Annotated in this window: 23 protein-coding genes; 8 read left to right on the top strand and 15 right to left on the bottom strand. The window is 36.5% G+C overall.

Translation table 11 applies throughout. The features are described from left to right. Positions 1-9: 9 nt before the first annotated feature. The 7 genes from CKF58_RS01085 to cysK form a co-directional block, all read right to left on the bottom strand. The gene (locus tag CKF58_RS01085; RefSeq protein ID WP_119530144.1) at positions 10-306 is read right to left on the bottom strand and encodes a co-chaperone GroES; all 297 of its coding nucleotides are present in this window, start codon (positions 304-306) and stop codon (positions 10-12) included. Positions 307-675: 369 nt separating this feature from the next. Further along, complete coding sequence (locus CKF58_RS01080; RefSeq protein WP_119530143.1) at positions 676-1,209, bottom strand: outer membrane beta-barrel protein; 534 nt, start codon at positions 1,207-1,209, stop codon at positions 676-678. 60 nt (positions 1,210-1,269) lie between these two features. Continuing rightward, complete coding sequence (locus CKF58_RS01075) at positions 1,270-1,908, bottom strand: outer membrane beta-barrel protein (protein ID WP_119530142.1); 639 nt, start codon at positions 1,906-1,908, stop codon at positions 1,270-1,272. A 541-nt stretch (positions 1,909-2,449) separates the two neighbouring features. After that, positions 2,450-3,634 carry a glycosyltransferase family protein gene (locus CKF58_RS01070; RefSeq protein WP_119530141.1) on the bottom strand — a complete coding sequence of 395 codons (1,185 nt, stop codon included), beginning with the start codon at positions 3,632-3,634 and terminating at the stop codon, positions 2,450-2,452. Between the two features lie 14 nt (positions 3,635-3,648). Next, positions 3,649-4,803 carry a glycosyltransferase gene (locus CKF58_RS01065; RefSeq protein WP_119530140.1) on the bottom strand — a complete coding sequence of 385 codons (1,155 nt, stop codon included), beginning with the start codon at positions 4,801-4,803 and terminating at the stop codon, positions 3,649-3,651. 6 nt (positions 4,804-4,809) lie between these two features. Further along, on the bottom strand, positions 4,810-6,045 hold the full coding sequence (locus CKF58_RS01060) for a glycosyltransferase (RefSeq protein WP_119530139.1): 1,236 nt from the start codon (positions 6,043-6,045) through the stop codon (positions 4,810-4,812). Between the two features lie 418 nt (positions 6,046-6,463). Continuing rightward, complete coding sequence (gene cysK, locus CKF58_RS01055; RefSeq protein WP_119530138.1) at positions 6,464-7,414, bottom strand: cysteine synthase A; 951 nt, start codon at positions 7,412-7,414, stop codon at positions 6,464-6,466. Positions 7,415-7,773: 359 nt separating this feature from the next. On the opposite strand from cysK, the gene cysE reads away from it, so the two are divergent. Both cysE and CKF58_RS01045 read left to right on the top strand, forming a co-directional pair. Continuing rightward, positions 7,774-8,559, top strand: a complete 786-nt coding sequence (gene cysE / locus CKF58_RS01050; RefSeq protein ID WP_119530151.1) for a serine O-acetyltransferase — start codon at positions 7,774-7,776, stop codon at positions 8,557-8,559. A 188-nt stretch (positions 8,560-8,747) separates the two neighbouring features. Continuing rightward, complete coding sequence (locus CKF58_RS01045) at positions 8,748-9,599, top strand: inositol monophosphatase family protein (protein ID WP_222987639.1); 852 nt, start codon at positions 8,748-8,750, stop codon at positions 9,597-9,599. 163 nt (positions 9,600-9,762) lie between these two features. On the opposite strand, the gene CKF58_RS01040 is transcribed toward CKF58_RS01045, so the two are convergent. Next, positions 9,763-10,656 carry an ROK family protein gene (locus CKF58_RS01040; protein ID WP_119530136.1) on the bottom strand — a complete coding sequence of 298 codons (894 nt, stop codon included), beginning with the start codon at positions 10,654-10,656 and terminating at the stop codon, positions 9,763-9,765. 1,403 nt (positions 10,657-12,059) lie between these two features. Between CKF58_RS01040 and CKF58_RS01035 the strand changes: the two genes are divergently transcribed. From CKF58_RS01035 to CKF58_RS01025, 3 genes are all read left to right on the top strand, one after another. After that, the gene (locus CKF58_RS01035; protein ID WP_119530135.1) at positions 12,060-12,818 is read left to right on the top strand and encodes a DeoR/GlpR family DNA-binding transcription regulator; all 759 of its coding nucleotides are present in this window, start codon (positions 12,060-12,062) and stop codon (positions 12,816-12,818) included. A 246-nt stretch (positions 12,819-13,064) separates the two neighbouring features. Beyond that, complete coding sequence (gene kdsA / locus CKF58_RS01030; protein WP_119530134.1) at positions 13,065-13,904, top strand: 3-deoxy-8-phosphooctulonate synthase; 840 nt, start codon at positions 13,065-13,067, stop codon at positions 13,902-13,904. Positions 13,905-14,012: 108 nt separating this feature from the next. Continuing rightward, the gene (locus CKF58_RS01025; RefSeq protein WP_119530133.1) at positions 14,013-14,978 is read left to right on the top strand and encodes an NAD(P)-dependent oxidoreductase; all 966 of its coding nucleotides are present in this window, start codon (positions 14,013-14,015) and stop codon (positions 14,976-14,978) included. 172 nt (positions 14,979-15,150) lie between these two features. On the opposite strand, the gene CKF58_RS01020 is transcribed toward CKF58_RS01025, so the two are convergent. From CKF58_RS01020 to tpiA, 5 genes are all read right to left on the bottom strand, one after another. Next, complete coding sequence (locus CKF58_RS01020) at positions 15,151-15,963, bottom strand: ATP-binding cassette domain-containing protein (protein ID WP_119530132.1); 813 nt, start codon at positions 15,961-15,963, stop codon at positions 15,151-15,153. A 1-nt stretch (position 15,964) separates the two neighbouring features. Next, positions 15,965-17,059, bottom strand: coding sequence for an oligopeptide/dipeptide ABC transporter ATP-binding protein (locus CKF58_RS01015; RefSeq protein ID WP_119530131.1), 1,095 nt, complete (start codon positions 17,057-17,059; stop codon positions 15,965-15,967). A gap of 274 nt (positions 17,060-17,333) precedes the next feature. Next, a complete protein-coding gene (locus CKF58_RS01010; RefSeq protein WP_119530130.1) occupies positions 17,334-18,308 on the bottom strand; it encodes a hypothetical protein in 975 nt (324 codons plus the stop codon). Further along, entirely contained in the window at positions 18,295-19,233 is a 939-nt protein-coding gene (locus CKF58_RS01005) for an ABC transporter permease (protein WP_119530129.1), read from the bottom strand. Before CKF58_RS01005 ends, CKF58_RS01010 begins: the two co-directional genes overlap by 14 nt. Positions 19,234-19,831: 598 nt before the next feature. Next, positions 19,832-20,605: a triose-phosphate isomerase gene (tpiA, locus tag CKF58_RS01000; protein ID WP_119530128.1), complete on the bottom strand. Its 774-nt coding sequence runs from the start codon at positions 20,603-20,605 to the stop codon at positions 19,832-19,834. A 683-nt stretch (positions 20,606-21,288) separates the two neighbouring features. On the opposite strand from tpiA, the gene CKF58_RS00995 reads away from it, so the two are divergent. Then, entirely contained in the window at positions 21,289-22,716 is a 1,428-nt protein-coding gene (locus CKF58_RS00995; RefSeq protein ID WP_119530127.1) for a YjiH family protein, read from the top strand. A 205-nt stretch (positions 22,717-22,921) separates the two neighbouring features. Here the strand turns inward: CKF58_RS00995 and CKF58_RS00990 are convergent, their stop codons facing one another. Next, positions 22,922-23,353 (bottom strand): NAD(P)H-dependent oxidoreductase, encoded by a 432-nt coding sequence (locus CKF58_RS00990; RefSeq protein ID WP_119530126.1) that lies wholly within the window; start codon positions 23,351-23,353, stop codon positions 22,922-22,924. A gap of 18 nt (positions 23,354-23,371) precedes the next feature. Next, a complete protein-coding gene (locus CKF58_RS08330; protein WP_222987638.1) occupies positions 23,372-23,485 on the bottom strand; it encodes an NAD(P)H-dependent oxidoreductase in 114 nt (37 codons plus the stop codon). A 329-nt stretch (positions 23,486-23,814) separates the two neighbouring features. On the opposite strand from CKF58_RS08330, the gene CKF58_RS00985 reads away from it, so the two are divergent. Together CKF58_RS00985 and CKF58_RS00980 are read left to right on the top strand one after the other, a co-directional pair. After that, positions 23,815-24,732, top strand: coding sequence for a LysR family transcriptional regulator (locus CKF58_RS00985; protein ID WP_222987637.1), 918 nt, complete (start codon positions 23,815-23,817; stop codon positions 24,730-24,732). A 235-nt stretch (positions 24,733-24,967) separates the two neighbouring features. Beyond that, positions 24,968-25,912 carry a LysR family transcriptional regulator gene (locus CKF58_RS00980; protein WP_119530124.1) on the top strand — a complete coding sequence of 315 codons (945 nt, stop codon included), beginning with the start codon at positions 24,968-24,970 and terminating at the stop codon, positions 25,910-25,912. Positions 25,913-25,942 lie beyond the last annotated feature (30 nt).

The following is a 25,942-nucleotide window of genomic DNA, read 5'->3' as shown; positions in this document are numbered from 1 at the left end:
TAGTTACTCCTATTTAACCACTGCCATAATTTGATTTTCAGTTAAGAATACTACTTTTTGTCCTTCGATTTCGTATTCTTCTAAACGACTTGCATTTGGACGTAAAATTACTTTATCACCCACTTGAACGGTTAATGGTAAGTAACCATTAGCTGCTGGATAACCAGTACCTACTGCAACTACTTGTGCATATTGTAATTGCGTTTGTGGCGTAAGGATTAACCCTGAAGAAGTTTTTTCTTCATTCGATACTAGTTTAACAACTACAGTATCGTGTAAAGGTTTTAAATTTAGCTCATTTGCCATTTTTAGTTCCTTAATTTTAGTTTATATAATTAATCTTTTATGTTTATAATATAGCGCTCTCACAAATAAAAATCAAGATAAATTGACAAATAAGCGTAAAAATAGCTTAAATTTTAACGTATTAACAGCTATAAGCAAATAAGCAAGATAAAAGACTTATTAAACCCTAGTTTTGATAGTTAGTTTTCTATGTACGACTTATAGGATTGATAGCTTATACCTTATAGGACATACCATAGTTGATCTATAGTGCTTCCTTATATTTATTAAAGAGGGGGGTGTATGTAAAAACTCAATTTTCGTTTAGCAGTTTACCTACTCCCCATACCTTAAATGCCAGATAGCACTAGCTATCTGGCATTTAAGGTATTAGAAGTTCACACCTACGTTAAAACCAACTGAATCAGAGTTAAACTTGTGATTGCCTGTTTTTAAAAAAGTGTGACGGTAAGATACAGAAGCAGTGAAGTTATTCATAAATACTAAACCTGCACTAGCTTGTACATATGTACCTTTTGGTGTGTAGTAACTTGAATAGAAGCTTGCTGAAGCGTAACCTGTACTAAAACCAAAAGTAGGATTAATGTAATCACTAATTTTTGGCGTTACACGAGCAAATAAACCAATGCTAAAATCACGATAAGAATCTTTACCGTTTAATGAGTAGTTAGTTGTACCCCAACCATAAGACATTTCTGGACCTACAGTAGCATTGAGCTTAAGAATTGGTAAAGTAATACCAGCAGCCACGTTAATACGTGTACCTTTAGCTGTTAAGTTGTTTTCATAACTATCTGAGAAATATGAAGCACTTGCCGAAAAGTATGCTTGTGCTGGGGATGCAATAGTTGCACTCGCAACTAATGCTAGAGCTACTAGACTTGTTTTTGAAAATAAACGCATAAACTTAATCCAAGAAAATCCCCACTGGTGGGTGGGGATGGAGTTTTAAAATTCGTTAAATTAGAACGCGTAACCGATTGACGCACCGTAAGTTACAGCACGACCTTTACCGCTACTTGCTTTTGGTTTTAACTCATAGCTGTAATCAATGTAACCACCAACAGTTACACCATTAGCCCATGAAGTACCAGCACCTAAACGGTAGTAAGCACCTTTGAAGTTAACTTTAGTACCTTCAACACGGTATGAAGCACGTTCGAAACCAGAACCTAATTTAATGTAAGGAGTGAAAGTTTCAGTAGCATTAAATTGTACTAATGCTGCTAAACCGTAGTTGTAGTCACTGTAACGTTTAGCAGTATTAGTAGTACTTGCTGCACGCTCATCGTATGCAGTATCTGTTGAATAGTGTTCTAAAGAACCACCGTATGTGAAACGACCAATCGAAGTACTTGCTTCAGCACCTAAACCTACAGCTACATTACCGTTATTGTATACAAAACCGTATGCACCTAAGTTTAAAGTGAAAGAACCAGCGTTAAAGTTTACTGAGCTGTTTTTTAAGTTGAAATTTGATACTTTAAAACCTGTGTTTAAATCAACACGCATTACTTTATTGCTGAAGTCAGCAGCATTCGCTGAACCTGCAACTAAAGCAGCACCTGAAAGTAGAGCTACTGATAATGTTTTTAATTTCATAAATAAAACCTTGGATCTAATTTTAATCCACGAGCAAAAAAATTTTGTGGGAGGAAAAACTTTGAGTCATCCTGAAAATGAGTCTTGTTCGAATTGGACGTATATCTAGAAAACCAACTCTCACTAACAGGGCTGCACGGCTAAAATCTAAGTAACCGTGTACCATGTGTCTCATCTAATCTAAGGTGTCTAGGCTTAATTATAACAACTTTTTTCTTTTTACAAGTAAAAATTGCTTACTTGATAGGTAAAGCATAAAATTTTTCATAGCCATAGACCAATAATTACTAAATGATTGTTTTATGAGTTACTTTTACTAACTCAAAATAATCTCAAAGCAATAATTAAGATCTAACCAGTGGATAATAGTTAGTTGACAAATAACAGTTAGAAAAATAGATAATTCGTCAATTACTAGTTAGCAACACTATTAGTTCATGTCATATAACTATTAATGATTCAGACTATCGCTTTATTAGTTAGTAAAACTAGTAATGACTCGAACTACAACTTGATAATAACTACTAACAAGCAAACTTAATTATGCTGACTGAAAACGTCCAGTCTCATGCCATGCAAATACAGCATCTAGATCATAATCAGGTTGCACAACCGTTTCCCATACTTCACGATAAGCTTCAACCACTTGTGTATTAGGACTATTAGCACTAAAGAGTTCGGAAGCAGTACGTTTACCATTTTCGAGTAAAGATAAACGTAATGCTACTTGTTCTGGCTCGGTTGCGTAGTATAAGTCAATGGCTTGTTTTAGTAAGTGAACATGTTTACGTAATTGTCCCTCTTCTTTAAACCACCAACCGTTCGTATCGTTAAAATATGGCATTTCCATGGTTAGACCTGTGTAACCAAGAACATGACAACCACAAACCATAGCTTCAACTGCTGGTAAATTGTGTGAATCCATAAAACCTGACACAATAAAGATATCACTTTCACGCATGGTTTTTAACGTGTCGTAGTGTTTAGAATTATGGATTTTTACAAACTCTACCTTATCAGCATACTCTGGATACATGCTTAAGAATAAAAACGGTAAGCTTCCAGTTTCACGTGGGCGTTTACGGTTATTGTAAATAAAGCTTACTTTACATTTAGGTTTACGTTTTTGCTGCATGCGAGCACTTGAGTCTGGCAAAGCTAAGATCGTCTCAGGGATAATTGTTGCCGGAGCAATAACTTTTTTAACTTTAAAAACGGTATCAAGATCCATTTTTAAGGTATCTTGCATGTATTGCATAATGTACTGACTAGCACAGAATAAACCTGCAAAACGGAACTGATTAAAGTCTTGCGCACTCTTAAAAGAGTAAGCTGTCCAGTGTACAGCTTGGTTAAAAACAATGAACTTTGGACGATCTGAATAGAAGTCATCCATCCAGTGACGCATATCACGATAAAACGGACCTTGAGATTCACCAACGATTACTAAATCGATTGGCGTGAGTTTAAGGTTCTCATTTAACATGTTTATCGGAATATCATCAGGGAAGTCTTGCAGTATCGCTCCAAAAGATTCATTAGGTAAATACATAATGCGAGCGTCAACGCCAACTTCACGTAATAAACGAATATGTTGTAGATAAACTAGATCTCCGCCCGTTACTGGTGGACTGGCTAAGAAAAAGTAAAAGCGAGATTTTACTTTTTCGTATTGCTCATTAAATCTAATAATCTCAACATCATTTTTAGCAATTTTTGGTTCCATAAATCAACCGAAGATTACGGATTAAGAGGAATGCCTGTTGCACGTAAGAGATTGATAAATCTATCACGTAATTGATCAGGACTAAATTGTAAACGTGCGTAATTAATACCCTGTTGCGCTAAAGGGTGTAAATAGTTAGCGTCTGTAGCTAAACCTTGTTGATATTGCACTAAATAGTGTTCAAGTTTTTTAGCTAATAATTCATAATTAGCTTCAGGAGTAAAATCTGTAACTTGATCTAAATTAGATAAGTTATCAAATTGCCCTCCAAAACCAATGACTACGCAGCCAGATTGTAAAGCTTCGGGTACTAAACTTGGAATTTCATTACCTAAATCCAAAGCAATGTATACGGCAGCTTGGTTTAGAGTTTTATGCAAATCTGAAATACGCCATTCAGCAACATCGACAAACTCAACTTGTTCGAATAATTCTGGATTATGTGTTGCCAATAAATACTTAATATTGTCGATACACATAAAGCGAATGCGCGTTTGCGAAAAACATACACGTAATTTTTTAGGTGCTACTTCAACCTCGGTTGCTAAGGTCGGTAAAACATTTATTAGAGGTTTATTGACAATATTGTCATACTTTTGCGTATAGGTGATAAAGCTTTGCGCTCCGGCTGTACCACGAATTAAGTAACCATCAAAGTTAAAACTCGCGATTTGGGCAAACGATTGCCAATTTTTATGTAAATCCATAATATTGTCAATATTCAGCACAAAGTGTAACTTAGCACCATTGCCAAAAGCGCGCGTATGTTGCGGAAAATGGGCAAAGCGATCTGGATATTGTGGGTTTTGTCCCATAACTATCATTTGCGCTTCAAGTTCGTGCTCACTAAAAGTTGCTTGCACGCCAAGTGCTTGTTTGAGTTTAACTAGATGTTCATACTTATGATCTTGGAATAGGAAGACATAATGACGTTCTGGATTATGTAAATCTAGCTGCTCTAAATCCGCAAAGGGTAAAGAACGACTCGGCGAAATTAAATGTGCCGATGATCCCTCAATATCGAGTAGATAAGCCGGCCAACCCAAACGCGCTAAATGTAGCGAGTAGTAAATTGTCGAAATATTTTCGTAAGTATGTTCAGTATTATCAGCAACAATAAAAATGCTTAATTTAGAATTAGCGTTATTAATACTTGCAGCTAATGACATAAAAAATTAATCCTGTGACGACTCTATAGCTTGAGCATAGCTAGCAAAAAAGTCTTGGTGAGCAGCATATACTTTATCAGCCCAAGCCTGACGTTTTTTGCCGCCATTGAGCAAACGAGTCTTAAAGCTATACCAGTTTTTCTTACGTACTAAAAACGGGTTAAGCACAGCTAAGTTTGTCGCGTAAGGTGCAGTTTTTTGATAGCGTTCAAGATTTTGGTAATTAATATCCTCTCCTAGATCTTGAATACTATAATCAACTGCACATAAAGCATATTTAAAAGTCGTAAAAAATTGATGTGCTAGTTGTTGATAGAAACTAGCAGGTTGACTTACAATTTGCTCTACACTATGGTTAGCAAAGAAATTGTAATAATCTTGAAATTCTTTATATGGGTGTTTAAAGGCCTTTTTATGACCCATAAAGTGAATAAATACAGGTAGATTTGCCTGTACTTGAGCTAATTTTGAAGGAGCTAATTCTACCTTATCCCATTTGTAATGGTAGAAAAAGTAACGTTGTGCCTCTAAACAGAACATTAAGTAGTTATACTTAACAGGTAATTGTACTTTATCATTTAAATGTACTGCATTTAGATAATCTTGATCAACGTTAGGCAAATAATCATTATAGTAATCAGGCATTAAATCTAACCAAAGATTAGAGTTTTGTGTTTTGCCTTTTGCTACAACACAATCTAAATCTATAAGTAATACTCCAGAATTGAAGTAATCATTCTTCTTGCCAAACTCGGCATTACGTAAAATTTCTAAAGGATGCTGACTAAAGCGCTTGTTCTTATGAAATTGTTCAAGATGATTATTCAAATCAGTACAAACTCCAAGGGATTTGCCTTGCATGTCCACTTGCTGTGGATCAAATAGTTCACTAAAATCAGCAAAACAACAAATATCTAAATCTAGATAAAGCACGCGTCCGGTATAACCAAATATAGGTAAGAATAGACGTAAATTTAGAGCTGAAGTTTTCGTATCTACCGGTAAGCCTGCATCTTTTTGTAATTCAAGGCTTACGTAGTGGAAGTTTATCTTTACTTGTGGATAGGCTGCAAAGGCTTGAGTAATTTGCGTAAACGCCTCTTGATGCGTACCAGGAACGATATTATGTAAGACAATTACCGTCATTGGCTGACGGTTAAATGCCACTAAGTTCTTTAACTGTGGCACGATCAGAGGGAAATTATTAATATCTGCTGTAAAAGCTATTTGCATAGGATACATGTTATTTACCTAATATAATTGGATAAATGCAAGATTTCCCTCCAGATTTCAATTAAAAATCCGTGAGTAAAATCGAATTTTACAGCCCTTATTATACTAGAAAACTCCTAGAGGCGGAGTGGTAAAGCAAAAGCACTGCTATCAAAGTCCTCAAACAGTAGTATCTGATGTAGTAATAACAACGAGAGTAAGTTATTGCACCATATCAAGAATTTGAGAGATCAATTAAACTTAAGTATCAATAAACCGAAGAAAACCCTAAAGTCTTACTTTAGGGTTTTCTTGGTTAAAAGCTTTAGTTAAAGCTATAATTAAAAGCTACATTTAAAAAGCTGTATATATTGCCAATTATTAAAGCAAATATATATTAAAGCAAATAGGTTTTTATCTAGCTTAAATTATTGTAGAACGAGAATACTTAAGCTTCAATATCTGCAAATAATGGTGTACTTAAGTAACGTTCAGCAGCAGATGGTAAGACTACCACAATCATTTTATCTTGGAATTCTGGTAGTTTAGCTAAGCGATATGCCACAGCAACCGCAGCACCTGAAGAAATGCCCGCAAGAATACCTTCTTTAGCCATTAGAGCTCGCGCTGTATCCATGGCAGTTTGAGAATCTACGGTTTCTACTCGATCAATTAAACTTAAGTCTAAGTTTTTCGGAATAAAGCCCGCACCAATCCCTTGGATTTTATGAGGAGCTGGTTTAGGTTCTTCACCACGTAAAGTTTGGCTAATCACCGGAGATTCACTTGGTTCTACTGCTACAGAGATAACGTTCTTACCTTGTGTTTGTTTAAGATAGCGACTAACACCGGTAATAGTACCACCTGTACCAACTCCTGCCACAATCACATCAACTTGCCCATCAGTGTCTTGCCAAATTTCAGGACCTGTTGTTTGTTCGTGAATTGCAGGGTTAGCTGGGTTTTCAAACTGACGTAAAATTACGTAACGTTCAGGATCTGAAGCAACAATTTCTTCAGCTTTTTCTACTGCGCCTTTCATCCCTTTAGCCCCTTCAGTTAACACAAGGTTAACCCCTAAGGCACGTAGTAAACGGCGACGTTCTAAACTCATAGTTTCGGGCATGGTTAAAGTAATTTTATAACCACGCGCAGCAGCTACATAAGCTAAAGCAATCCCTGTATTACCAGAGGTTGCGTCTACAATTTCAGCACCTGGTTTGAGTAAGCCATCTTTTTCAGCTTGCCAAACCATATTAGCACCAATACGGCATTTTACGCTAAAACTAGGGTTACGTCCTTCAATTTTTGCGACAACATTACCATTACCAAAATGTTTTAAACGCACTAAAGGAGTTTTACCAATAGCGTAAGAATTATCATCATAAATTTGTGTCATATTTATTTCCTGTAACTACAGAAACTAAATATATCTTTTCAGTCTCTTAATCATCTTAGCATATTAGAATAATTTTCGGGAGGATTTTAGTAACAGCTACTTTAGTTGTCTGGCTATAGGGTTATCCTGTTGCTTTATTGTCAGGTAGAGTAGTTGTTTGGGTTGTCTAGGTTGTCTGAAACTTGCAGTTTTATGCTTATATTTCCTAAGTTTAGATATAATAAAAGTAACCCCTAAAAATAGTACATTTATACATCTTACAAAGAGAGAAATCTATGCAAACCCAAACCAACCTTACAACTCAACCGTCCTCCCCAGCAGCAACAATTACAGAGCAAGAAGCTGTTTTTGTTGAGCAAATGTGGCAAGACTTACGTGCTGAAGCAACTTGCTTAGTACAGCAAGAACCCATTCTTGCAAGTTTCTTTCACGCTACTATACTTAAGCATGAGAATCTAGCCGGAGCACTAAGCTATATTCTGGCACACAAATTAGATAATCCTATTGTTTCGGCTATTAGTATTCGTGAGATTATTACCGAAGTATATGCTCAATATCCAGAGATCATTGTAGACGCTGCTTATGATATTCAAGCGGTATATCAACGAGATCCTGCCGTAGATTTACAATCTACTCCTCTACTTTATCTTAAAGGTTTTCATGCATTACAGAGTTATCGTGTAACTCATGCTCTGTGGCAACAAGGACGTAAATCTCTTGCACTCTTTTTACAAAACCAAATTTCGGTTAGTTTAGGAGTAGATATTCACCCAGCCGCGCGCATCGGTCATGGCGTAATGCTAGATCATGCAACCGGAATCGTGATTGGAGAAACTACCGTGATTGCTAATGACGTATCTCTATTACAAGGAGTAACTCTTGGCGGCACTGGTAAAGAATGTGGAGATCGTCATCCTAAGATTAATCAAGGTGTTATGATTGGTGCTGGAGCTAAGGTCTTAGGCAATATCCGCATTGGAGAAAACGTAAAAATTGGAGCTAATTCTGTAGTACTCAAAGAAGTACCTGATTACACAGTTGCGGCCGGAGTACCTGCGCGTATTATTAGTCAGCAACAACATACTAATGCTGCAGCGCAAATGGATCAGAATTTTATAGATCTATGGGAAAATATGAATATCTAACCCACTGGGATATAATGCAAATCTCATAACCTTCTGGTATAATATGCAAGCAAAAAATAGCATAGAGTAAATTTATGCTACAACCGTTTTTATGTAGGTTATAAGTTTGCAGTAAAGTAAATCGCATCAAACTTATAACAAGATCTTTAATTTAATTTTTTATTCCAGCAATGCTGGCAAGGACAACCATGAGCGTAGAACTCTTAAGAATCGCTAAACGTGCAGCTTTTGCAGCAGCAGAAGTGTTACGTGAAGGTTACCACCATCGTAATCATTTAGTGGTAGAAGCAAAAGGTATTAACGATTATGTAAGTAACATCGATCGTGAAGCTGAAGAGCGTGCGATTGCAGAAATTAAACGCGCTCGTCCAAAAGACTTTATTGTTGCAGAAGAAACTGCTGATAAATTTCGCTCAAGAAAACATAAAGCTCAAGGTGCTACTACATGGATTATTGATCCTCTAGATGGTACACGTAACTTTATTATGGGCAACCCTCATTTTGCTGTAAGCATTGCCGCGATGCAAAATGGTGAAATCGTAGCAGCAGTAGTATTTAATCCGATTTCAGATGAATTATATACTGCGGTTAAAGGTGGTGGTGCATTCTGTAATGATCGCCGTTTACGTTTAACAACTTCACCATCAAGCTTAGAAGGTAAAGTACTAACTACCGGTTATGCCTTCAAAGAACCAAAACGCCTAGAGCGTCAATTAGCAGTATTACCAGCTTTATTTGACGCAGGGATGGCTGATATTCGTCGTTATGGTTCAGCAGCATTAGATTTATGTTACGTAGCTGCTGGTCGTTTTGATGGTTATTTTGAAGAATGCGTTAAACCTTGGGATATTGCTGCAGGAGCTTTAATTGCTCGTGAAGCTAAAGCTTTAGTAGTTGATTTCCAAGGTGGTGACAACTACTTAGAAACAGAAGAAGTTATTGCCGGTAAAGCAGCCGTAGTACGTGAAGTTGCACAAGTAATTCACCGTATTACCCAAGCGCAGAAAAAAGCAGCTGCGGTTTTAAACGATAAGCAATAAAAAATATAAGCGGAAAAATATTGATTAGTAATAGCAGATCAGACCTATACTACAATCGTCAATAATTTCCCAAACTTAAATATCTTAGAGCCCATAAGGAATACCTTATGGGCTCTTAAGTTATGTGCTCTTAAACTATTAAGAAAATCTTATTTCTTACAGACTACTCGTCTAAACCACCTAAAGCACGACGGAAGTAATAAGCCGCAGCACCGATTAAACCTGCGTCTGCACCATGTTGGGCTTTATATAAGCGTGCATGGTATTGTTCTGGCATTGAAGCAATAGCTTTCTCTACTTGGCTAATAAAGTTGGTATGTAAAGCTACTGAACCACCTAAGAAGAAATCTTGAATATCGTAAGAGATGACAATGTTAGCAATCATTTGGGCAATCGCTTCAACTGCACCTTTGACAATAGCATCACATTCAGGATCACCAGCTTCTTGTCCCTCAAACACTTCTTTAGTAGTTAGAGGTTTTTCCCAAGATTTAGTTGCTGCTGCAATGGCTGTACCTGAAGCAATATCTTCAACAATCGCATAATCACCCCAAATTTGTTTTACCGCAGATGGAGTTTTAATAAGCATATGTCCAATGTGACCTGCACGACTTGCTGCGCCTAAGAGGATATCATCTTGCAGAATAAAACCACCACCTACACCTGTAGATACGGTAATAAAACACATATTTGGGATTTGCGCTGTACAGTATTCAGCATAAGTTGCTGCTTGCGCATCGTTAAGAGCAACTACAGGTTTACCACCTGAAATGCGCTCAAACATTTCATTAAACTTAAAGTTATCTAAATAACCAATCGAAGTTTTAGTTAAGCAGGTAAAAATACCTTTATTTACAATCCCTGCTGTACCTATAGCAATGGCAACATAATCATTCGGATTATACTCTGCTAAAACTTGCACAAAGAATTCTTCGAACGTTTGTTCGGTGTGATCGTTTTTAGAAGCAAATTGTTTACGCTCTGTAATGTTTAAATTGTTATCAATTAGGGCTGAAGCTACTTTAGTGCCCCCAATATCTATAGCAAGAACTTTCATAGAAGTTTCCTTTACGGCATGAGCAAATATGTATTATTTGTTAATGCTTCAAAGCTCTAGCTAGTCAGGGAATCAGCTTTAAAGCATTATTAACAAGCTTGAAGATAACAAATATCTTGGCACGACTTGGAACTAGCTTTAACTGCCTTAAATAGTCAAGTTAGTGCTAATTTTATTATAACTTGTCAGAGTTAGAACTGCTGGGATTTATGCACAAGCAACGATATTATCCAATCTTGCTATTGTCTTAGATCATTCTTAGGTTCTTCCATTATTAGCCCTCTCATTCTTAAGTTTTATCACTCATTCTTTGCTTTTCTAATTCTTAGACTCTCTAATTCTTAGATTTTCATTCTTTGCTTCTCTATCGGAGAGTTGTATAGAAAAAATGTGAAAACATAATAAATATCATTCTATATTTGTTAATCTATGATTTTTCTTACTTTCTTAGGTAAGCTTAAATCCTCCTTTGCTTTTCTATATCCAGAGCGCTTAAAAATAGAGCTATATTTGCTTAAAAATCCGCTGCAATTAATCACATCTTACTCTAAATCAATTCTCAAACATGCCATAAAAACCGCTATTCTTGACTTGCCTTACAGGTTATTGTGAATTTTCACAAGCATTTCACAAATACCTTTTTACGTTTCACAACCAGTAACAACCTACTTAACTCAAAATAAAAACCAAGATATTTCATAGGGTTAATAAAGAGAATTTAATTCTTGGCCCTAACATTCACCTACCATAACTAAGGAAATTATGTTAACTAGTTCAATACTTTGTGACATTTTTTACATAATTTTGTGAACTTATAAGCAATTTTTTGCTACAATAACAGCAGAAAAGACAAGAAATTAAGCTTAGAAAAACAAACGCTTTTTAGGTACAAGCTACTCTTCACAAGCTTAGATTTTATTACTTGTGATTATGTACTTATTACATCTATTTGTCATTCTTTGTTTTTCATCATGAGTTCTTAATTCTTGCAACCAGTTTCTCAATTAAAACTTAAGCTCTGCCTTAAGTTCTTATCTGCAAAGACTTCTATATCAAGTTGTCTGTCGAGGTAGATCCTCCAAGGATAGTTTTATCATGGATTGAAGTATTACTTCTCCATGCAGATTATTCGGGGATGTCACTTTGCTTACTCTTATATAGGCACTAGTGTTTAGGTGCCTAGATAGCAAAACTTCAACTTCACTCTCTTTTTATGGGAAGCAAAGTGACTAACCGATGCAAGAGGTGCTACGTCTTTGCAGGTAATGTTTGATTTTTTACCGCGATCTTAGGGCGCAAGGTTCGTTTTCCAACCTTTGCGAAAATATAGCTCTTAGTTAGTAGCTTTGTTAGCAGCTTGGAGCATTGCAACAAGGCAAAACTACATAACTTGGAATTTACGTATGATACCTGCAGAAAGACAGAAAAAAATTCTTGAGTTAATTGCCACTCATCAGATTATTAGCATTACGCAATTAGTCGAAGAAATTGGCGTTTCTCATATGACAATCCGTCGTGATATTAAAGCTCTAGAAGCCATGGGACAGGTCGTACCTATCTCTGGTGGAGTACAGCTTATTGAACGTCTGATTAATGAGCCAACTCACGATGATAAATCTTTACTGCATCCCGAAGAAAAAGCCGCAATCGGTGCTAAAGCTGCCGAATTTGTGCCTGAACGTGGGACAGTGTTTTTAGATGCAGGTACAACTACTTATGAAATCGCGCGTCATATTAAAGACTACGCTGATTTATTAGTAGTAACAAACGACTTTGAAATTGCTCGCTGGTTAATGCGTCACGGACGTTGTAAGCTTATGCATACTGGTGGTACAGTTAATAAAGATAGCTATTCTTCAGTAGGGGAATTAGCTGCTCGCTTTATTAAAAACATTAGTATCGATGTAGCTTTCTTATCAGCTTCTTCATGGTCGAGCGAAGGTACAACTACTCCAGATGAAAGTAAGATTATTGTAAAAAATGCCATTATTAAATCAGCGCGTTCTAAAATCTTAGTTTCAGATTCATCTAAATACGGTAAAGTAGCTACCTTTACAATTACCGATCTTTCGGTATTTAACGTAATTATTACCGATAAAAACTTACAGAAAAAATCACAAGCAATGATCGATAAACGAGGAGTAACAGTAATTCTTGCTTAAGATCTTATGAAGATAATTCTTAAGAGATTTCTTAAGAGATTATCCAAGATCGATATAAAGATCCATATTTAAATTCCCCTATGTTTATTACAGATAATAAAGCAATGAACTATTGCAATGCTTAACTATTTTTTAAGAAGTCTAGGGTATTACCCTAGACTTCTTTGCGTTGTGAAACAGAATTTAGCCACTTGTTAAAAACTGTTATAATAGAGACAAAAACTTTTTATAGTGAGATTGATTTATATGCAAGAAGTTAAGATTCAAGACAAGATTATTGTCGCTAACGATCGTCCGTTTGTATTATTTGGTGGGATCAACGTACTCGAAGATTTAGATTTTGCTCGTCGTGCGGTTGAAACCTACTTAGAAATCACACAAAAACTTAACATCCCTTACGTATTTAAAGCTTCATTTGATAAAGCTAACCGTTCATCAATTCATTCATACCGCGGTCCGGGTATGGAGCAAGGTTTAGAGATCTTTGCAGCCTTAAAACGTGAGTTTGATAACGTGGCAATTATTACAGATGTACATACTGAAGAACAATGTATACCTGTAGCCTCTGTTGTAGACGTGATTCAACTACCAGCATTCCTAGCTCGTCAAACTGACCTTGTAGAAGCTATGGCACGTACTGGTGCGGTAATTAACATTAAAAAACCACAATTTATTAGCCCTGCGCAAGTTAAAAACATTGTAGAAAAATTCAGAGAGTGCGGCAATGATCAGTTAATTCTATGCGAACGTGGTACGAATTTTGGTTATGACAACCTTGTAGTTGACATGTTAGGTTTTACTACCATGAAAGAAGTATCTGGCAATGCTCCAGTAATCTTTGATGTAACTCATAGTTTACAATGTCGTGATCCTATGGGTGCAGCTTCAGGTGGTCGTGGTAAACAAGCTTTAGAATTAGCTCGCGCAGGGATGGCAACTGGTCTAGCGGGTCTTTTCATGGAAGCGCATCCAAATCCAGCACAAGCTAAATGTGATGGTCCATCAGCAACACCATTTAGTGACCTACCAGAATTCTTAAGTCAAATTAAACAACTTGATGATTTAGTAAAAAGATTTAACAAATAAGTCTTAAAACCAAGCTTGCAAATCATTTACCTCGCGAACAAGCACTAACCTTGAGTTCGTGCTTGTTCTCATATTCACTAGCCCTAAGCTAATAACTGGAGAACTAATATGAATCCTTTAAATATCGTTTTCCTTGATGCTCTGCATTATCCCCCAAACTATCAAATTAAAAAACCTAATTTCCCTCATACTTGGACAGCTTACCCTGTAACTAAAGCAGATCAAGTATTTGAACGTTCTAAAGACGCTGATATCTTAATTGCTTCAAAAGTAATTTTAGATCGCGCTATGTTAAAACGTCTTGCTGACAATGGTAAATTACGTTTAGTGCAAATCCCTGCAACTGGTACAAATAACGTTGACCTTGAAGCAGCAAAAGAATTTGGCATTACCGTACAAAACGTTGAAGGCTATTCTTCAAATTCGGTTGCAGAACACGTGATTGCGTTTATCTTTGCCATGGCAAGAAGCTTCCATGGTTGGTCGCGCGATCAATTATCAGCTAACTGGACACAACAAGAAATCTTTACTTACTACGACTACCCAATTTATGACGTAGCTGGTAAAACTCTAACTATTGTTGGTCGTGGTAATATTGGTAACTTAGTAGCTGAAAAAGCGCAAGCTCTAGGCATGCGTGTTCTATTTGCTGAACGTCATGACGCTGATGAATTACGTCAAGGTTATACTGAATTCCGTCAAGCGATTGGTCAAGCAGACTTTATTACCTTACACTGTCCATTAACTCCATCTACTACTGAATTAGTTAACGATCAATTCTTACGTTTAATGAAACGTACTGCTTTCTTAATTAATACCGGTCGTGGTGGTTTAATTAACGAAAAAGATCTAGCAAACGCTCTTAAAGATCGTCGCATTGGCGGTGCTGCTCTAGACGTATTAAGTTTAGAACCGCCTACAATGGACAACCCATTAGTACAAGCAGGTCTTGACGCTTATAACCTCTTTATTACCCCACACAATGCCTTTGCCGGTCAACAATCATTACGTACTCTTGCGGATTTAATGATTGATCGCATTGATACCTTTGTAGCGCAAAACTACAAATTCTAAGCTTAAAGACATTAAGCAGATTAGTCTAGCGCAAGATTCTCTAATCCTAGTACCAAATCTGTAATATGCGCATTTGCTCGTAAAAGGACGAGTGCAATTCTTGCAATTATTGCAATTCTTATAAATAGCAAAAACTCCCCTGTAATCCAGGGGAGTTTTTGCTACTTATATTTTAGAGTTCTCGCAAACTAAATAACCAGTCTGAAGCTTTAAGCTGACGCCCAAAGTAACTTTTAATTAGACGAGCGGTAAACTCTGAAGTAGTATTATTTAACACTTCATAAGTATTACCTAAATCTTCAATTACTCCATCTTGGAGAATCATTACGCGATTAGTTACATGTTTTATGATTCCTAGATCGGCAGTAATTAAAATAACCGTATGTCCAAGTTCTTGTAAGCGCAGAATAATGTTAATCAGCACTCCCTTAAACGATAAGTCGCACGTGGCAAAAATATCATCAATAATAATGATCTCCGGACTTAAGATTAAGGAATGGGCTAAGGCTACTAAAGATTGCTCTTGCGCATTTAAGCGACCTAAGTACTTAGCGGCTAAAATCGCTGGAGCATTAATTAAACCTAAGACGTTATGAATAATTTCAGGATAAAACTGACGATCTATACCAGCCATTTCTAACGGTAAAGATAAAAACTCATTTACGTCTACAGGCAGAATAAAGTCTTCGACTAGGGAAGTTTTAGCAATGCGAATATGTTCACGACGAAACTTCACATCTCCAAAAGCAAGCTCGCGCCCTTGATAAGCTATATGTCCACCGTCAGGCTTAATTGCTCCAACTAACATATTCGCTAAGGTCGACTTACCACACGAGTTATGTCCTGTAATACCAAAGATTTCTCCTTGATGCACTTTAAAACTTACTTTATCGACTACTAGATGCTTTTTACTAAAAAACTTAGCATCACGATAGAATTTGGATAAGTGATTTACTTCTAAAATTACCGGAGTTTTTTCTTTCATCTTAATCCTCGATAATTGAAGTTTGTTGTTTTATTTGCTCACGTAAATCACGCATTTTCTCTACTTGTGTTGGAGAAAGGTAATCGACAGGGAAATGACAAGCAAATTCACTATAGTTAGTTTCGCGATCTTTTACAAAAGGAGGGCATTGCATGCACTCACGTTGCGCAAATTCACATCTTGGTCCAAAACGACAACCTACAGGAATATTATCTAATTCAGGCAACTCACCTGGGATTTCATAGAGTGGAGTTTTATAAATTAACTTACTACTCGTAAAATCCGGTAAAGATTGTAAGAACAGGCGTGTGTAAGGATGATGAGCATAATCTAATAAACGTTGATTAATATCATCTACATTGGTAAAACGTTCAACGATTTGCCCAAAATATAGAATATGAGCACTAGTTACTAAATGCTTAACTGTTAAAAAGTTATTCGACAGGTACAGAATAGTCTTGTTAAAGTTAGCATTTAAACGCTTAAGTAAACTTTGTACGCGCTGCGTTGAAATGGCATTAAGACCTGTAGTCGGTTCATCTGCGATTAAGAAAACCGGATCAGCAACAATAGTCATGGCAATCGACATTAAGTGTTGTTCGGTTTGCGATAGATCAGCAAAGTAGCTATTGAGCAGTGGATCTGGATCTTTAATCCCCATGCGGGTTAAGAGATCTTCGAGCTCTTTATATTGCTTACGTTTTTTATGCCACTTAAAACCACACCAACGCTTGGACAGGTTCATGCGGTGAATAATTTGTGGACCGATCTTTACCGAAGGGTCGATGACATTACTTGGATCTTGATCGATAACGCCCACTAATTGGGCTAAGCGTTTAGTATCCAGCGTATGGGTGTCTTTGAGTAACTCTTCACCATCAAAGCGAAAACTCTTACAGGTGATTTTCCAACTTTGGCGAATCGCTCCTCCAAGAATGCGTGCTATTACCGACTTACCAGAACCTGTTTCACCAATTAAACCCACAAACTCACCAGCTTGCACATTAAGCGAGAAATTATCGACTAGCGGAATAGCATTGCCAGTCGCTGGATCTTCAATATGTACTGTTAAATTACTTATTTCCAATAGAGCCATGGGTACTATTCCCAGTTAATAATTTAGGAGAAAAGATTTTTACTCTTCTCCTAGCGATAAAACAATTAATAAAAGCTAAACGCCATACAGCAACTTCATTGCAAATATACAGTTACAACATTACAACTATACAACTACATCGCAACCATATTGCGTCTAAATTGCAACCTATCCAATAACTTACTATAACTACATTGTAACTATGCAGTAGCTTACTGCAACTACATTACAACTATTAGTAACTTACTGTAACGACCAAGCAGCTATTACTCAACTACAAATTACTTGTAGATTGGGCAATAAATTGCTCTTGGCGTTTTTGGCGTTTCCCGTGTTGCATTAAGTCAATACGTTCAGTTACCAGACGTTCAGCCACTCTAAAACTCACAAAAGCCGCATAAAGAATAACTGATACTAGTGCTGTTACTACGAACAAGGTATAAGGGTTCATATCACGATGTACCCATGCTTGGTAGATTACGTTTCCCCAATATACCGAAGTAGGATTAATGCCTAGTTGTAACACCCCAATTAAGATTAGTTCAGTTACAACTAAAATTAACGTACGACGTAGAATACGGAAAATATTCGGCATTAAGAGTGGTAAGAGCACTAAGCGTACTATGTGCTTGAACGTTGCTCCATCTAGCATCAGATTTTTAACTAAAGATTTAGTCATAATCTGCACTACATCACGATAGAGCGCGTAATACGAAAGGATCATGGCATGCAGTAATACCGACATCCCTGCAATAAAAATCGTCGGGCCAAAAAGAGCACTTAAGACAAAATAGTAAAATAACGGCACAAACATAATTAAAGGTGCACTTAATTTACTAATAAACGAGTTCTTCCCTATGTAGTAGCCCATAATAATGGCTAATGGCATTACCAATAAAGCAACAATTAACACTACTACAAGAGAAATTAAGAAGCTCTTATTGATCCCTAATAAGAACACATCTAAGAGATCGCGTCCATAAATATCGGTTCCTAATAAGTGATTATAAGACTCAAAAGGAAAAACGACCTCTTGGGGATTAACTACATGTAAATCACTCGGAAAGGAAATCAACCATGGTCCAAGCAGTGAGTAAAAACTTACAACTAGCATAATGATAAAACATGCCATTTCATGCACGGTAATAATCTTCTGACTAGTTCCATGGCGATGCCAATATTTACGAAAGTGGGTTACAGGATTAAAGAGAGTTAAACTTTTATCCCAGAGTTTACTAATCGACTTCATACGGCAACTCCTTATATTTATGTGGATCATAACTCGCAGCAAATAAGTTAAATGCCGCTTGGGTTAAGATCATGGTTGCTCCAACTAAGAAGACGATCACTCCTATTTCAAAGGTGTACTTATCACGATGTTGTAAAAGGGTGATAAATAAACTTCCTACACCACGCCAGTTAAATAAATACTCTAAACATCCTACGAAAAAGAAAAACGTTGAGAGGATTACCGGCAACTCTTTACATAGAGTAGGGATTAGACGATGGAGTACCATTACTAACATAATACGTGGACTCGACCAAGTTTTAAGTACGGCTTTTACGTAGTTGTAACTTAATACTTGATTGGTTGCTCGCGCTACAATAATAAACGTATTAGGGAGAATATAGTACGAACAAGTAGCCGCAATGGCTAAGAAGTTTAAAAGAAAAGATAAACGTGAACCACTAATGCCTTCACCGGTAATAATTAACCATAAACGACTACTCGAAAACACACCATAGTTAGCATCATCGAGCACTTGGAGCGTTGTCCCCATACTATCGTTAAAGACTTGGTTAAAAAGCAAGGGTAAAGCAATAAAAGGTACTATACGTACGTAGATAAAAAAGTTATAAATCCATTTAGCTAAACGCGGTCGTTTAAGCGTAAAGGTTACTAAAACTAAAGAAATTAATAAACTTACAATGGTTGAAACTAATACTAACTCTAAGGTAGTAAGTAAAAGTTTAGCTATTTGCAAAGTGTACATAGGGTGGTAGAAAAAGTACGAACTCGTAAACGTACTATATATAAATCGCCACCAGCTATCTAAGCTTAACGAAATATAAGGATTATCCCACACCGCAATTAAAAAACCGAGGACACTTAAAGCAATTAACCAAAAACCAATTGCAATACATCGTTCAAAAATGCGAGTTAATAAAATCATACTGTAAACATGCGAAATTAGGGAGAGCTTAAAGCTCGATTGCAAGTCTGTTTATCACTGCTAATGCTTAAAAACTACTTGAAGTAGCGCTTAAATTTACTTTAAGTCTTTTTTTTCGTAAAAGGTAGGTGTTTGGCTATTTATGTATTTATGCAATACATATATAAACAGCATTAGCACTGATAAACACGCTTGAAACAAACAGTTAGGTTGAAACCAAACTTACCGCCTAGAGCAATCAAGATACAGTATATTTTTAGTGGTATTTACTTATACTGAGTTATTTAATTGAACAGTATTTTTACTCAAACGAAGGATGTAAGTTTATTAACTTAATTTCTCGTTGCACAGTTACACAATTGTCTAGTTGTGTTGTCGTCTAGTTATGTATTTGCTAGTTGACTGACAGAGTAAAATCTCCTCTATTATACAACGAGCAATAAACACCTGCTCATAAACTCAAATTTTAAAGCCTAGGCTCAATGAGCCTAGGCTTGCTAATTTAGTAAGCTTTACGTCAACTGTGAAAGTTTGCGTGGTTTGAATATATTGAAATAGAAAAAACTAAATTAGCGTAAAGCTTCTAAGAAAAAATTGCTTAAGCTTTAGCTTTAGCAGCAGCTTTAATAATTGCCGCAAAACCAGCAGCTTGTAATGCTGCACCACCTACTAATGCACCATCGATATCTGGTTGTGCAAATAATTCAGCAGCATTTGAATCTTTAACTGAACCACCGTATTGGATGATTGTTTGTTCAGCTACAGCTTTATCAGCTTGTGCTAAGTGAGCACGGATAAATGCGTGTACTGCTTGTGCTTGTTCTGGAGTAGCAGTTTTACCTGTACCAATCGCCCATACTGGTTCGTAAGCGATTACTGCACCGTTGAATGCTTCGATACCACAGTGGTTGATTACTGCGTCGATTTGTTTAGCCACTACAGCGTTAGTTTGACCAGCTTCGTTTTCAGCTTCAGTTTCACCAACACATAATACTGGTACTAAACCAGCTTTTTTAATTACTGCAAATTTCTCAGCAATGTAAGCATCACTTTCTTGGTGATATTGACGACGCTCTGAGTGACCGATAATAATGTATTTAGCGCCACAATCTTTTAACATTTCAATCGAAGTTTCACCAGTGTATGCACCTGAAGTGTGAACATCTACGTTTTGTGCGCCAGTTTTAATTTGTGAACCCGCAACTAAATCACTTGCTAGTGCTAAGTAAACTTCTGGAGTAGCTACAGCTACGTCACATGCAGGACTATCAGCTAATTCTGCTTTTAATGCAGTTAATAATTCTGTTGTGAAAGCTTTAGTACCGTTTAATTTCCAGTTACCCATTACTAGTGGACGACGTTTTGTTGACATGAGTCTGCTCCTAAATTAATAAAAACTTTGGCGTTATTATATCATGAGGCTCACTAGATTTACCGCTTTGCACAGATATTTATCAACTACTTAACTAATAGCAAAATTTTGTGCATGCACCAACAAATACCTCTAAATAATTTTGGTAAGATTGACAAACTTCGGTATACTATAGTTTTGTGATTTATCGCGAACTTTTGTGAAATCTCGTGAGCTTTTAGCGCACAAAAAATTATCACCTCGCGTAATTTTTTCAGATCTTCACAAATCTAAAATTGTCGCAAATTAATTGCAGCAGTGCAAAATTTTTTCTTTATAATACGCAAGTTAAGATTTTAGTATTAGTCTCTAAAATAACCCTAGCTTTCACTCAATAATAGGGAGTATTAGCTATGGTTTTAATAAAATTAACTATAGTTGTTGTGAAATTGTAATTATTGTTTTTCGAAATCTATAACTATCATTTTTGAAAATCTATAGCTATCGTTTTTGGAAATCAGGTTATGGATTTTATAAAGTCAACGATGATTTTAAAACTGACTATGGTTTTTATAAATCCAATAATGATTTTTTACCGTCTATAGTTTTAATAAATGCAGTTATCTTTTACCCTGCTATGGTTAACTTAAATATAATTTATAGACTAATACTTACTTGTTAATTGTTGTCTAACCCGATTTTCTATGCAAACCCAACGTAACTTTATTACGCCTTGGCGTCTTTATTGGTTTATCGCCGGTACGCTATTTGGAATTATTGTCATGGTAGTTCCGCTTACCTTTCAGAGCGCGTCTGGTGAATCATCAATCGATACTATTACTTTCTACTACATAAAACAAGTAATGGCATATTTTGGCATGCAGACCTTTATCTACTTGATAACCGGTATTTGTGTGCTTTCAAGTATTAGTAGTTTAATCTACTATATTTTCCGTCCTACATGGTTACTTAAACGTCCGCTCTTACATAAATTAGCTGCAGTTAATTTTATGGATTTAGTGTTTCGTTTAATTGGGACTGCCATTGCTTTAATGGTCGTTACTCATACAGGTCCCGAGTTCTTAATTAATAAAGACACTGGCGGCACCATGGTAGAGCAAGCAACGCAATTAGCGATCTTAGTTGCTCCGATCCTCTTTTTCCAAACCTTTATTTTAGAGTTTGGTTTTATGGAGTTTTTAGGGACGCTAATCGGTTTTACCTTACGTCCGCTGTTTAAAATCAGCCCTTTAGCTTCGGTGAGTTTACTCTCGGCTTGGTTAGTACCTGGTAATGCTGCTGTAATCTCTTCGAAACAACTTTATGATGAAGGTTACTTTACGCACAAAGAAGCCGTAATTATTTCTACTACTTTTGCTATTTCTTCCATTGGTTGGATAGTAGTTATCTGTACTTACCTTGGCTTAATGGATTACTTCTGGACGTTCTTTGGTACTCTTACTTTTGTGGGCGTAGTCATGGGAGCGATTTGTGTGCGTATCTACCCTCTAAATCGTTACCAAGATTTATACATTAATGGCACAAACACTTCTCCGCAAGCCGAAGACTTTACTGCCGGACAAAAAGCTCCAGTTGCCGCTAAAAACTCGGATAAAGTTTACCATAGCGTATGGGCTAAAGCCTTTAACTTAGCATGTAAACGCTTAAGTCAAATTCGCCAAAAGAACTTTACCAATAAGTTCCCGAGCATGTTAATGTACATGTTCAATTTAACACCAGTAATTATTTGTTGGGGTACAATTGCTTTATGCTTAGTTACTTTCTTCCCAACCTTCTTTAATTACTTCTCTGCTCCTTTTGCTTGGTTAATGGAGTTACTAGGGATTAGTAATCAACATGCGCATCAAGCAGCGCCTCTAATTGTGGCTAGCTTTGCAGATAACTATTTACCTATTGCTCTACTGCCATCAATTAGCGAGCCAACTTTACAATTAAAATTTATTATTGGTATTTTAAGTATTTTGCAATTAATTTATCTTTCTGAAATCGGGATTCTTTTAATGCAAAATAAACTAACACGTAACTTCTGGGATATCTTAATTATCTTTATTGAACGTACGGTTATTGCTTTAGTTTTAACTACCATTATTAGCCATTTTATTTTTAAGTAGATATCTCATAAACAAGGAAAGCCTCTAGCGTTTGCTAGAGGCTTTCCTTGTTTTGAATTTCTCGTAATCCTGTTTAACAATAATAGTGTAACAGATATAGTTAGCAATAGTAGCGTAATAGCTACAGTTAGCAATAGTAGTGTAACAACAGCTAAACAACTACTGTTAAACAACTAATATTATTTAAAAACTGCAGTTAAATCTATTAACCACGAGTACGTACTGAACGATTACGTACGTGGGTATTTAATGGAGCTGCTAAACGTTGCGCAAATACTTGTTGGTGTTGCGCAATAATTTCTGGAGTTGCAGAAATTGTTTGATAGAAAATTACAGGTTCTAAGTAAGTCATACCTACATAGTAAGCAGAAGCTTCTAGTGATGAAAGAATATCAGCACCTGTTCTACGAATTAGACCATCTAATTGGTAAGTTGTTTCCATACCACCTGCAGCAGTAACTACTAAGAACTCTTTATCTTGTAGAGCATAACCTTCAGGTCCAAATGCCCAGTTAAACTCCCACACGCTGTTCATGTACTCTTTTAATAATGGAGTTAAGTTGAACCAGTGCACAGGGAATAGGTACACAATACGATCAGCAGCTTCATGTGCTGCTTTTTCAGCCGCTACATCAATATTACCATGAGTATAAAGCTAATCGATCATACGCACTTCAACATCTGGAGTTTGACGTGCTGTATCTACTAGGGCTTTGATTACTTGTGAGTTAGCATAATATGGGTGTGAAGCAATTACTAAAGTTTTCATATGATAAGATCCTTGAGGCAAAGGAGTAAAAGCGCCTTGAGATTTCTTTCTCTGTAGTTGATTATTGAAGTTTTGCCATAACTACTTAAGTTCTACTTAAGCAGATGCTAAAGGCGCTTTTACTACCAAGTTAAAATTAAATTTCTCTTACCTGCATATTATAAAGAAACAACTAATGAGGAAAAAGAGCTTTTAATTCATTTCTGTTATGCCATCCATTCACAAATGAACCATCTTATTCTTAAGTTTTTACTCCAAAACGCTAGTGTACGATAGTAAAATTCAGTATAATAGAGAATACTTTTTTTCACGCTTATAGTCTAATGCTTATGCGCCAAATAACTGATTTAAAGCTCATTTACTCCTTTATTCATGCCGCAGAAACAGGTAGCTTTACTCGCGCTGCTGATATCTTAGGCATAACTCCATCTGGAGTGTCAAAAAATATTAATGTCCTTGAAGAACATTTAGGGGTACGATTATTTAATCGTACTACGCGCAGTTCAAGTCTAACCCTTGAGGGTAAAAACTATCTTGCTTCGATTAAACCTTTAATTGGGCAATTCGAAACCGTTAACACTTCACTACTAGAAAACTCACCCGAACAAGCAGGGATTATTCGTTTTTCGGTAGCTCCAGATTTTTATCGTATCTTTATTGAACCTATTACCAGCGAGTACTTACTACAAAATCCGCAAGTAAGTTTAGATGTAGATTGCACAACCAAAATAATTGACTTTGTGCAAGATGGTATGGATTTTGTAATTCGTGGTGGTAATATTCAAGACTCGAACTTAATCAGTCGTAAGCTATTTAGCTTTGGTATGCTGCTCGTTGCTAGTCCAGAATACTTAGCTAAATACGGAACTCCTACGCAACCTAGTGACTTGGCTAACCATCGCATTATTATGGCACGCTACGGTTATGACGAATTAGAATACCCAATGTTTACCAATGCTAAAGGTAAAGGTGAGATTTGTCGTTTAGGACAACATGTGATGATTAGTTCTGAACCTAATTCTTTACTAGCAGCGGCGATACGTGGATTAGGCATTTTCTATACGAGCAAGCTGCAAGCTAAACCAGCTCTAGACAATGGCTCATTAGTCGAAGTACTACCAGATCATGTCTATCGTGGTAATTATAATTTAGTGATTCAATATCCTCATCGTACTCATTTAGCTCCGCGCGTGAAAAATCTAATTGATGTCCTCTATGCTAAGTTACATACCAATGAGGTTTGTTAAAAGTAGTCACTAACTTCGACTACTAACATCTACCACTAAGAGCTACCAGTTAAAATCTACAGTTATTTTTTTAGACAATCAAACCAAATTAAACCGAATTAAACCGAATCAAACAAAATCTGAAAAAGCAAGTTTCAAAACTTCAGAGCTTAAGCAGTTAACGGAATCTCATCCTCGCAACCTGCACAATCCTTACAACCATAAGCCAAACTTAACTTACACTCGCCCTCTTATTATGGCAACTACGCAACTTGATGATATTAAAATTATCCGCTCATTTTTAACTGCGGCTAATACCGGTAGTTTCACTAAAGCTGCTGAAGCTTTAAGTTTAACTCCCTCAGCGGTCTCTAAAAATGTTTCCGCTTTAGAGAAATCTTTAGGGGTTCGTCTCTTTAATCGTACTACTCGTAGTCTTAGTCTTACTGCCGAAGGCTTAGAATATAGCCGTCAAGCGCAAGCGGCTTTAGATCTACTTTTACAAGCAGGAGAATCATTACGCTTTGCTAATGCTGAACCTGTAGGTAAAGTACGTATTTCCTTACCAGTAGATATTGGACATCTTTATGTAATCCCATTCTTAGAAGATTTTAAAGCTAAACATCCCCAAATTAACTTTGAACTAGATTTCGAAAACCGCATTATTGACTTTGTCTCTGACGGTTTTGACTTTGTTATTCGTGGGGGTACAATTACCGATACGTCTCTTATTGCCCGTCGTCTGGGGAAAATGGAATTATCCCTAATGGCAAGCCCTAAATACCTAGCAGCTCGCGGCACTCCGCAAAGTCCTGCTGATTTTAGTAAGCATGATTTTATTTTACGTAAATTTGCTTCGGGGAAAATTGTTTACCCGCAAATTAAACAAGAAGATGGCGCTGGCTATATTGCCCATGAAGTTCCTAATCCGTTCTTACTAGTATCAGATCCTTATGCTTGCATTATTGCCGCTCTAAGTTCGATTGGTATTACTTACAATGCTAAGCACCTTGCTAAAGAGTTCTTAGCTACAGGACAACTGGTTGAAATCATGCCTGAACAAAACTATTCTGGGCATTTTGAGTTAACTATTCAGTATCCTCACCGTTCATACTTAGCGCCACGCGTACGTTTAGTAATTGATTACTTAGTACAGCGTTTTGCTGAAGTAGCTGAATTACATCAAGACGGTAAAAAGTGATACACCCCAAAATAATCTAAACAATAATCT

The sequence above is a fragment of the Psittacicella hinzii genome (assembly GCF_003585935.1).
Classification (GTDB): Bacteria; Pseudomonadota; Gammaproteobacteria; order Enterobacterales; family Psittacicellaceae; genus Psittacicella; species Psittacicella hinzii.
This window is presented reverse-complemented; position numbering and strand designations above follow the sequence as displayed.

Excerpts from the sequence above, each read along its gene's own strand:
- CKF58_RS01085 (WP_119530144.1), bottom strand. The coding sequence starts at position 306 with ATGGCAAATGAGCTAAATTTAAAACCTTTACACGATACTGTAGTTGTT.
- CKF58_RS01080 (WP_119530143.1), bottom strand. The coding sequence starts at position 1,209 with ATGCGTTTATTTTCAAAAACAAGTCTAGTAGCTCTAGCATTAGTTGCG.
- CKF58_RS01075 (WP_119530142.1), bottom strand. The coding sequence starts at position 1,908 with ATGAAATTAAAAACATTATCAGTAGCTCTACTTTCAGGTGCTGCTTTA.
- CKF58_RS01070 (WP_119530141.1), bottom strand. The coding sequence starts at position 3,634 with ATGGAACCAAAAATTGCTAAAAATGATGTTGAGATTATTAGATTTAAT.
- CKF58_RS01065 (WP_119530140.1), bottom strand. The coding sequence starts at position 4,803 with ATGTCATTAGCTGCAAGTATTAATAACGCTAATTCTAAATTAAGCATT.
- CKF58_RS01060 (WP_119530139.1), bottom strand. The coding sequence starts at position 6,045 with ATGTATCCTATGCAAATAGCTTTTACAGCAGATATTAATAATTTCCCT.
- cysK (WP_119530138.1), bottom strand. The coding sequence starts at position 7,414 with ATGACACAAATTTATGATGATAATTCTTACGCTATTGGTAAAACTCCT.
- cysE (WP_119530151.1), top strand. The coding sequence starts at position 7,774 with ATGTGGCAAGACTTACGTGCTGAAGCAACTTGCTTAGTACAGCAAGAA.
- CKF58_RS01045 (WP_222987639.1), top strand. The coding sequence starts at position 8,748 with ATGAGCGTAGAACTCTTAAGAATCGCTAAACGTGCAGCTTTTGCAGCA.
- CKF58_RS01040 (WP_119530136.1), bottom strand. The coding sequence starts at position 10,656 with ATGAAAGTTCTTGCTATAGATATTGGGGGCACTAAAGTAGCTTCAGCC.
- CKF58_RS01035 (WP_119530135.1), top strand. The coding sequence starts at position 12,060 with ATGATACCTGCAGAAAGACAGAAAAAAATTCTTGAGTTAATTGCCACT.
- kdsA (WP_119530134.1), top strand. The coding sequence starts at position 13,065 with ATGCAAGAAGTTAAGATTCAAGACAAGATTATTGTCGCTAACGATCGT.
- CKF58_RS01025 (WP_119530133.1), top strand. The coding sequence starts at position 14,013 with ATGAATCCTTTAAATATCGTTTTCCTTGATGCTCTGCATTATCCCCCA.
- CKF58_RS01020 (WP_119530132.1), bottom strand. The coding sequence starts at position 15,963 with ATGAAAGAAAAAACTCCGGTAATTTTAGAAGTAAATCACTTATCCAAA.
- CKF58_RS01015 (WP_119530131.1), bottom strand. The coding sequence starts at position 17,059 with ATGGCTCTATTGGAAATAAGTAATTTAACAGTACATATTGAAGATCCA.
- CKF58_RS01010 (WP_119530130.1), bottom strand. The coding sequence starts at position 18,308 with ATGAAGTCGATTAGTAAACTCTGGGATAAAAGTTTAACTCTCTTTAAT.
- CKF58_RS01005 (WP_119530129.1), bottom strand. The coding sequence starts at position 19,233 with ATGATTTTATTAACTCGCATTTTTGAACGATGTATTGCAATTGGTTTT.
- tpiA (WP_119530128.1), bottom strand. The coding sequence starts at position 20,605 with ATGTCAACAAAACGTCGTCCACTAGTAATGGGTAACTGGAAATTAAAC.
- CKF58_RS00995 (WP_119530127.1), top strand. The coding sequence starts at position 21,289 with ATGCAAACCCAACGTAACTTTATTACGCCTTGGCGTCTTTATTGGTTT.
- CKF58_RS08330 (WP_222987638.1), bottom strand. The coding sequence starts at position 23,485 with ATGAAAACTTTAGTAATTGCTTCACACCCATATTATGCTAACTCACAA.
- CKF58_RS00985 (WP_222987637.1), top strand. The coding sequence starts at position 23,815 with ATGCGCCAAATAACTGATTTAAAGCTCATTTACTCCTTTATTCATGCC.
- CKF58_RS00980 (WP_119530124.1), top strand. The coding sequence starts at position 24,968 with ATGGCAACTACGCAACTTGATGATATTAAAATTATCCGCTCATTTTTA.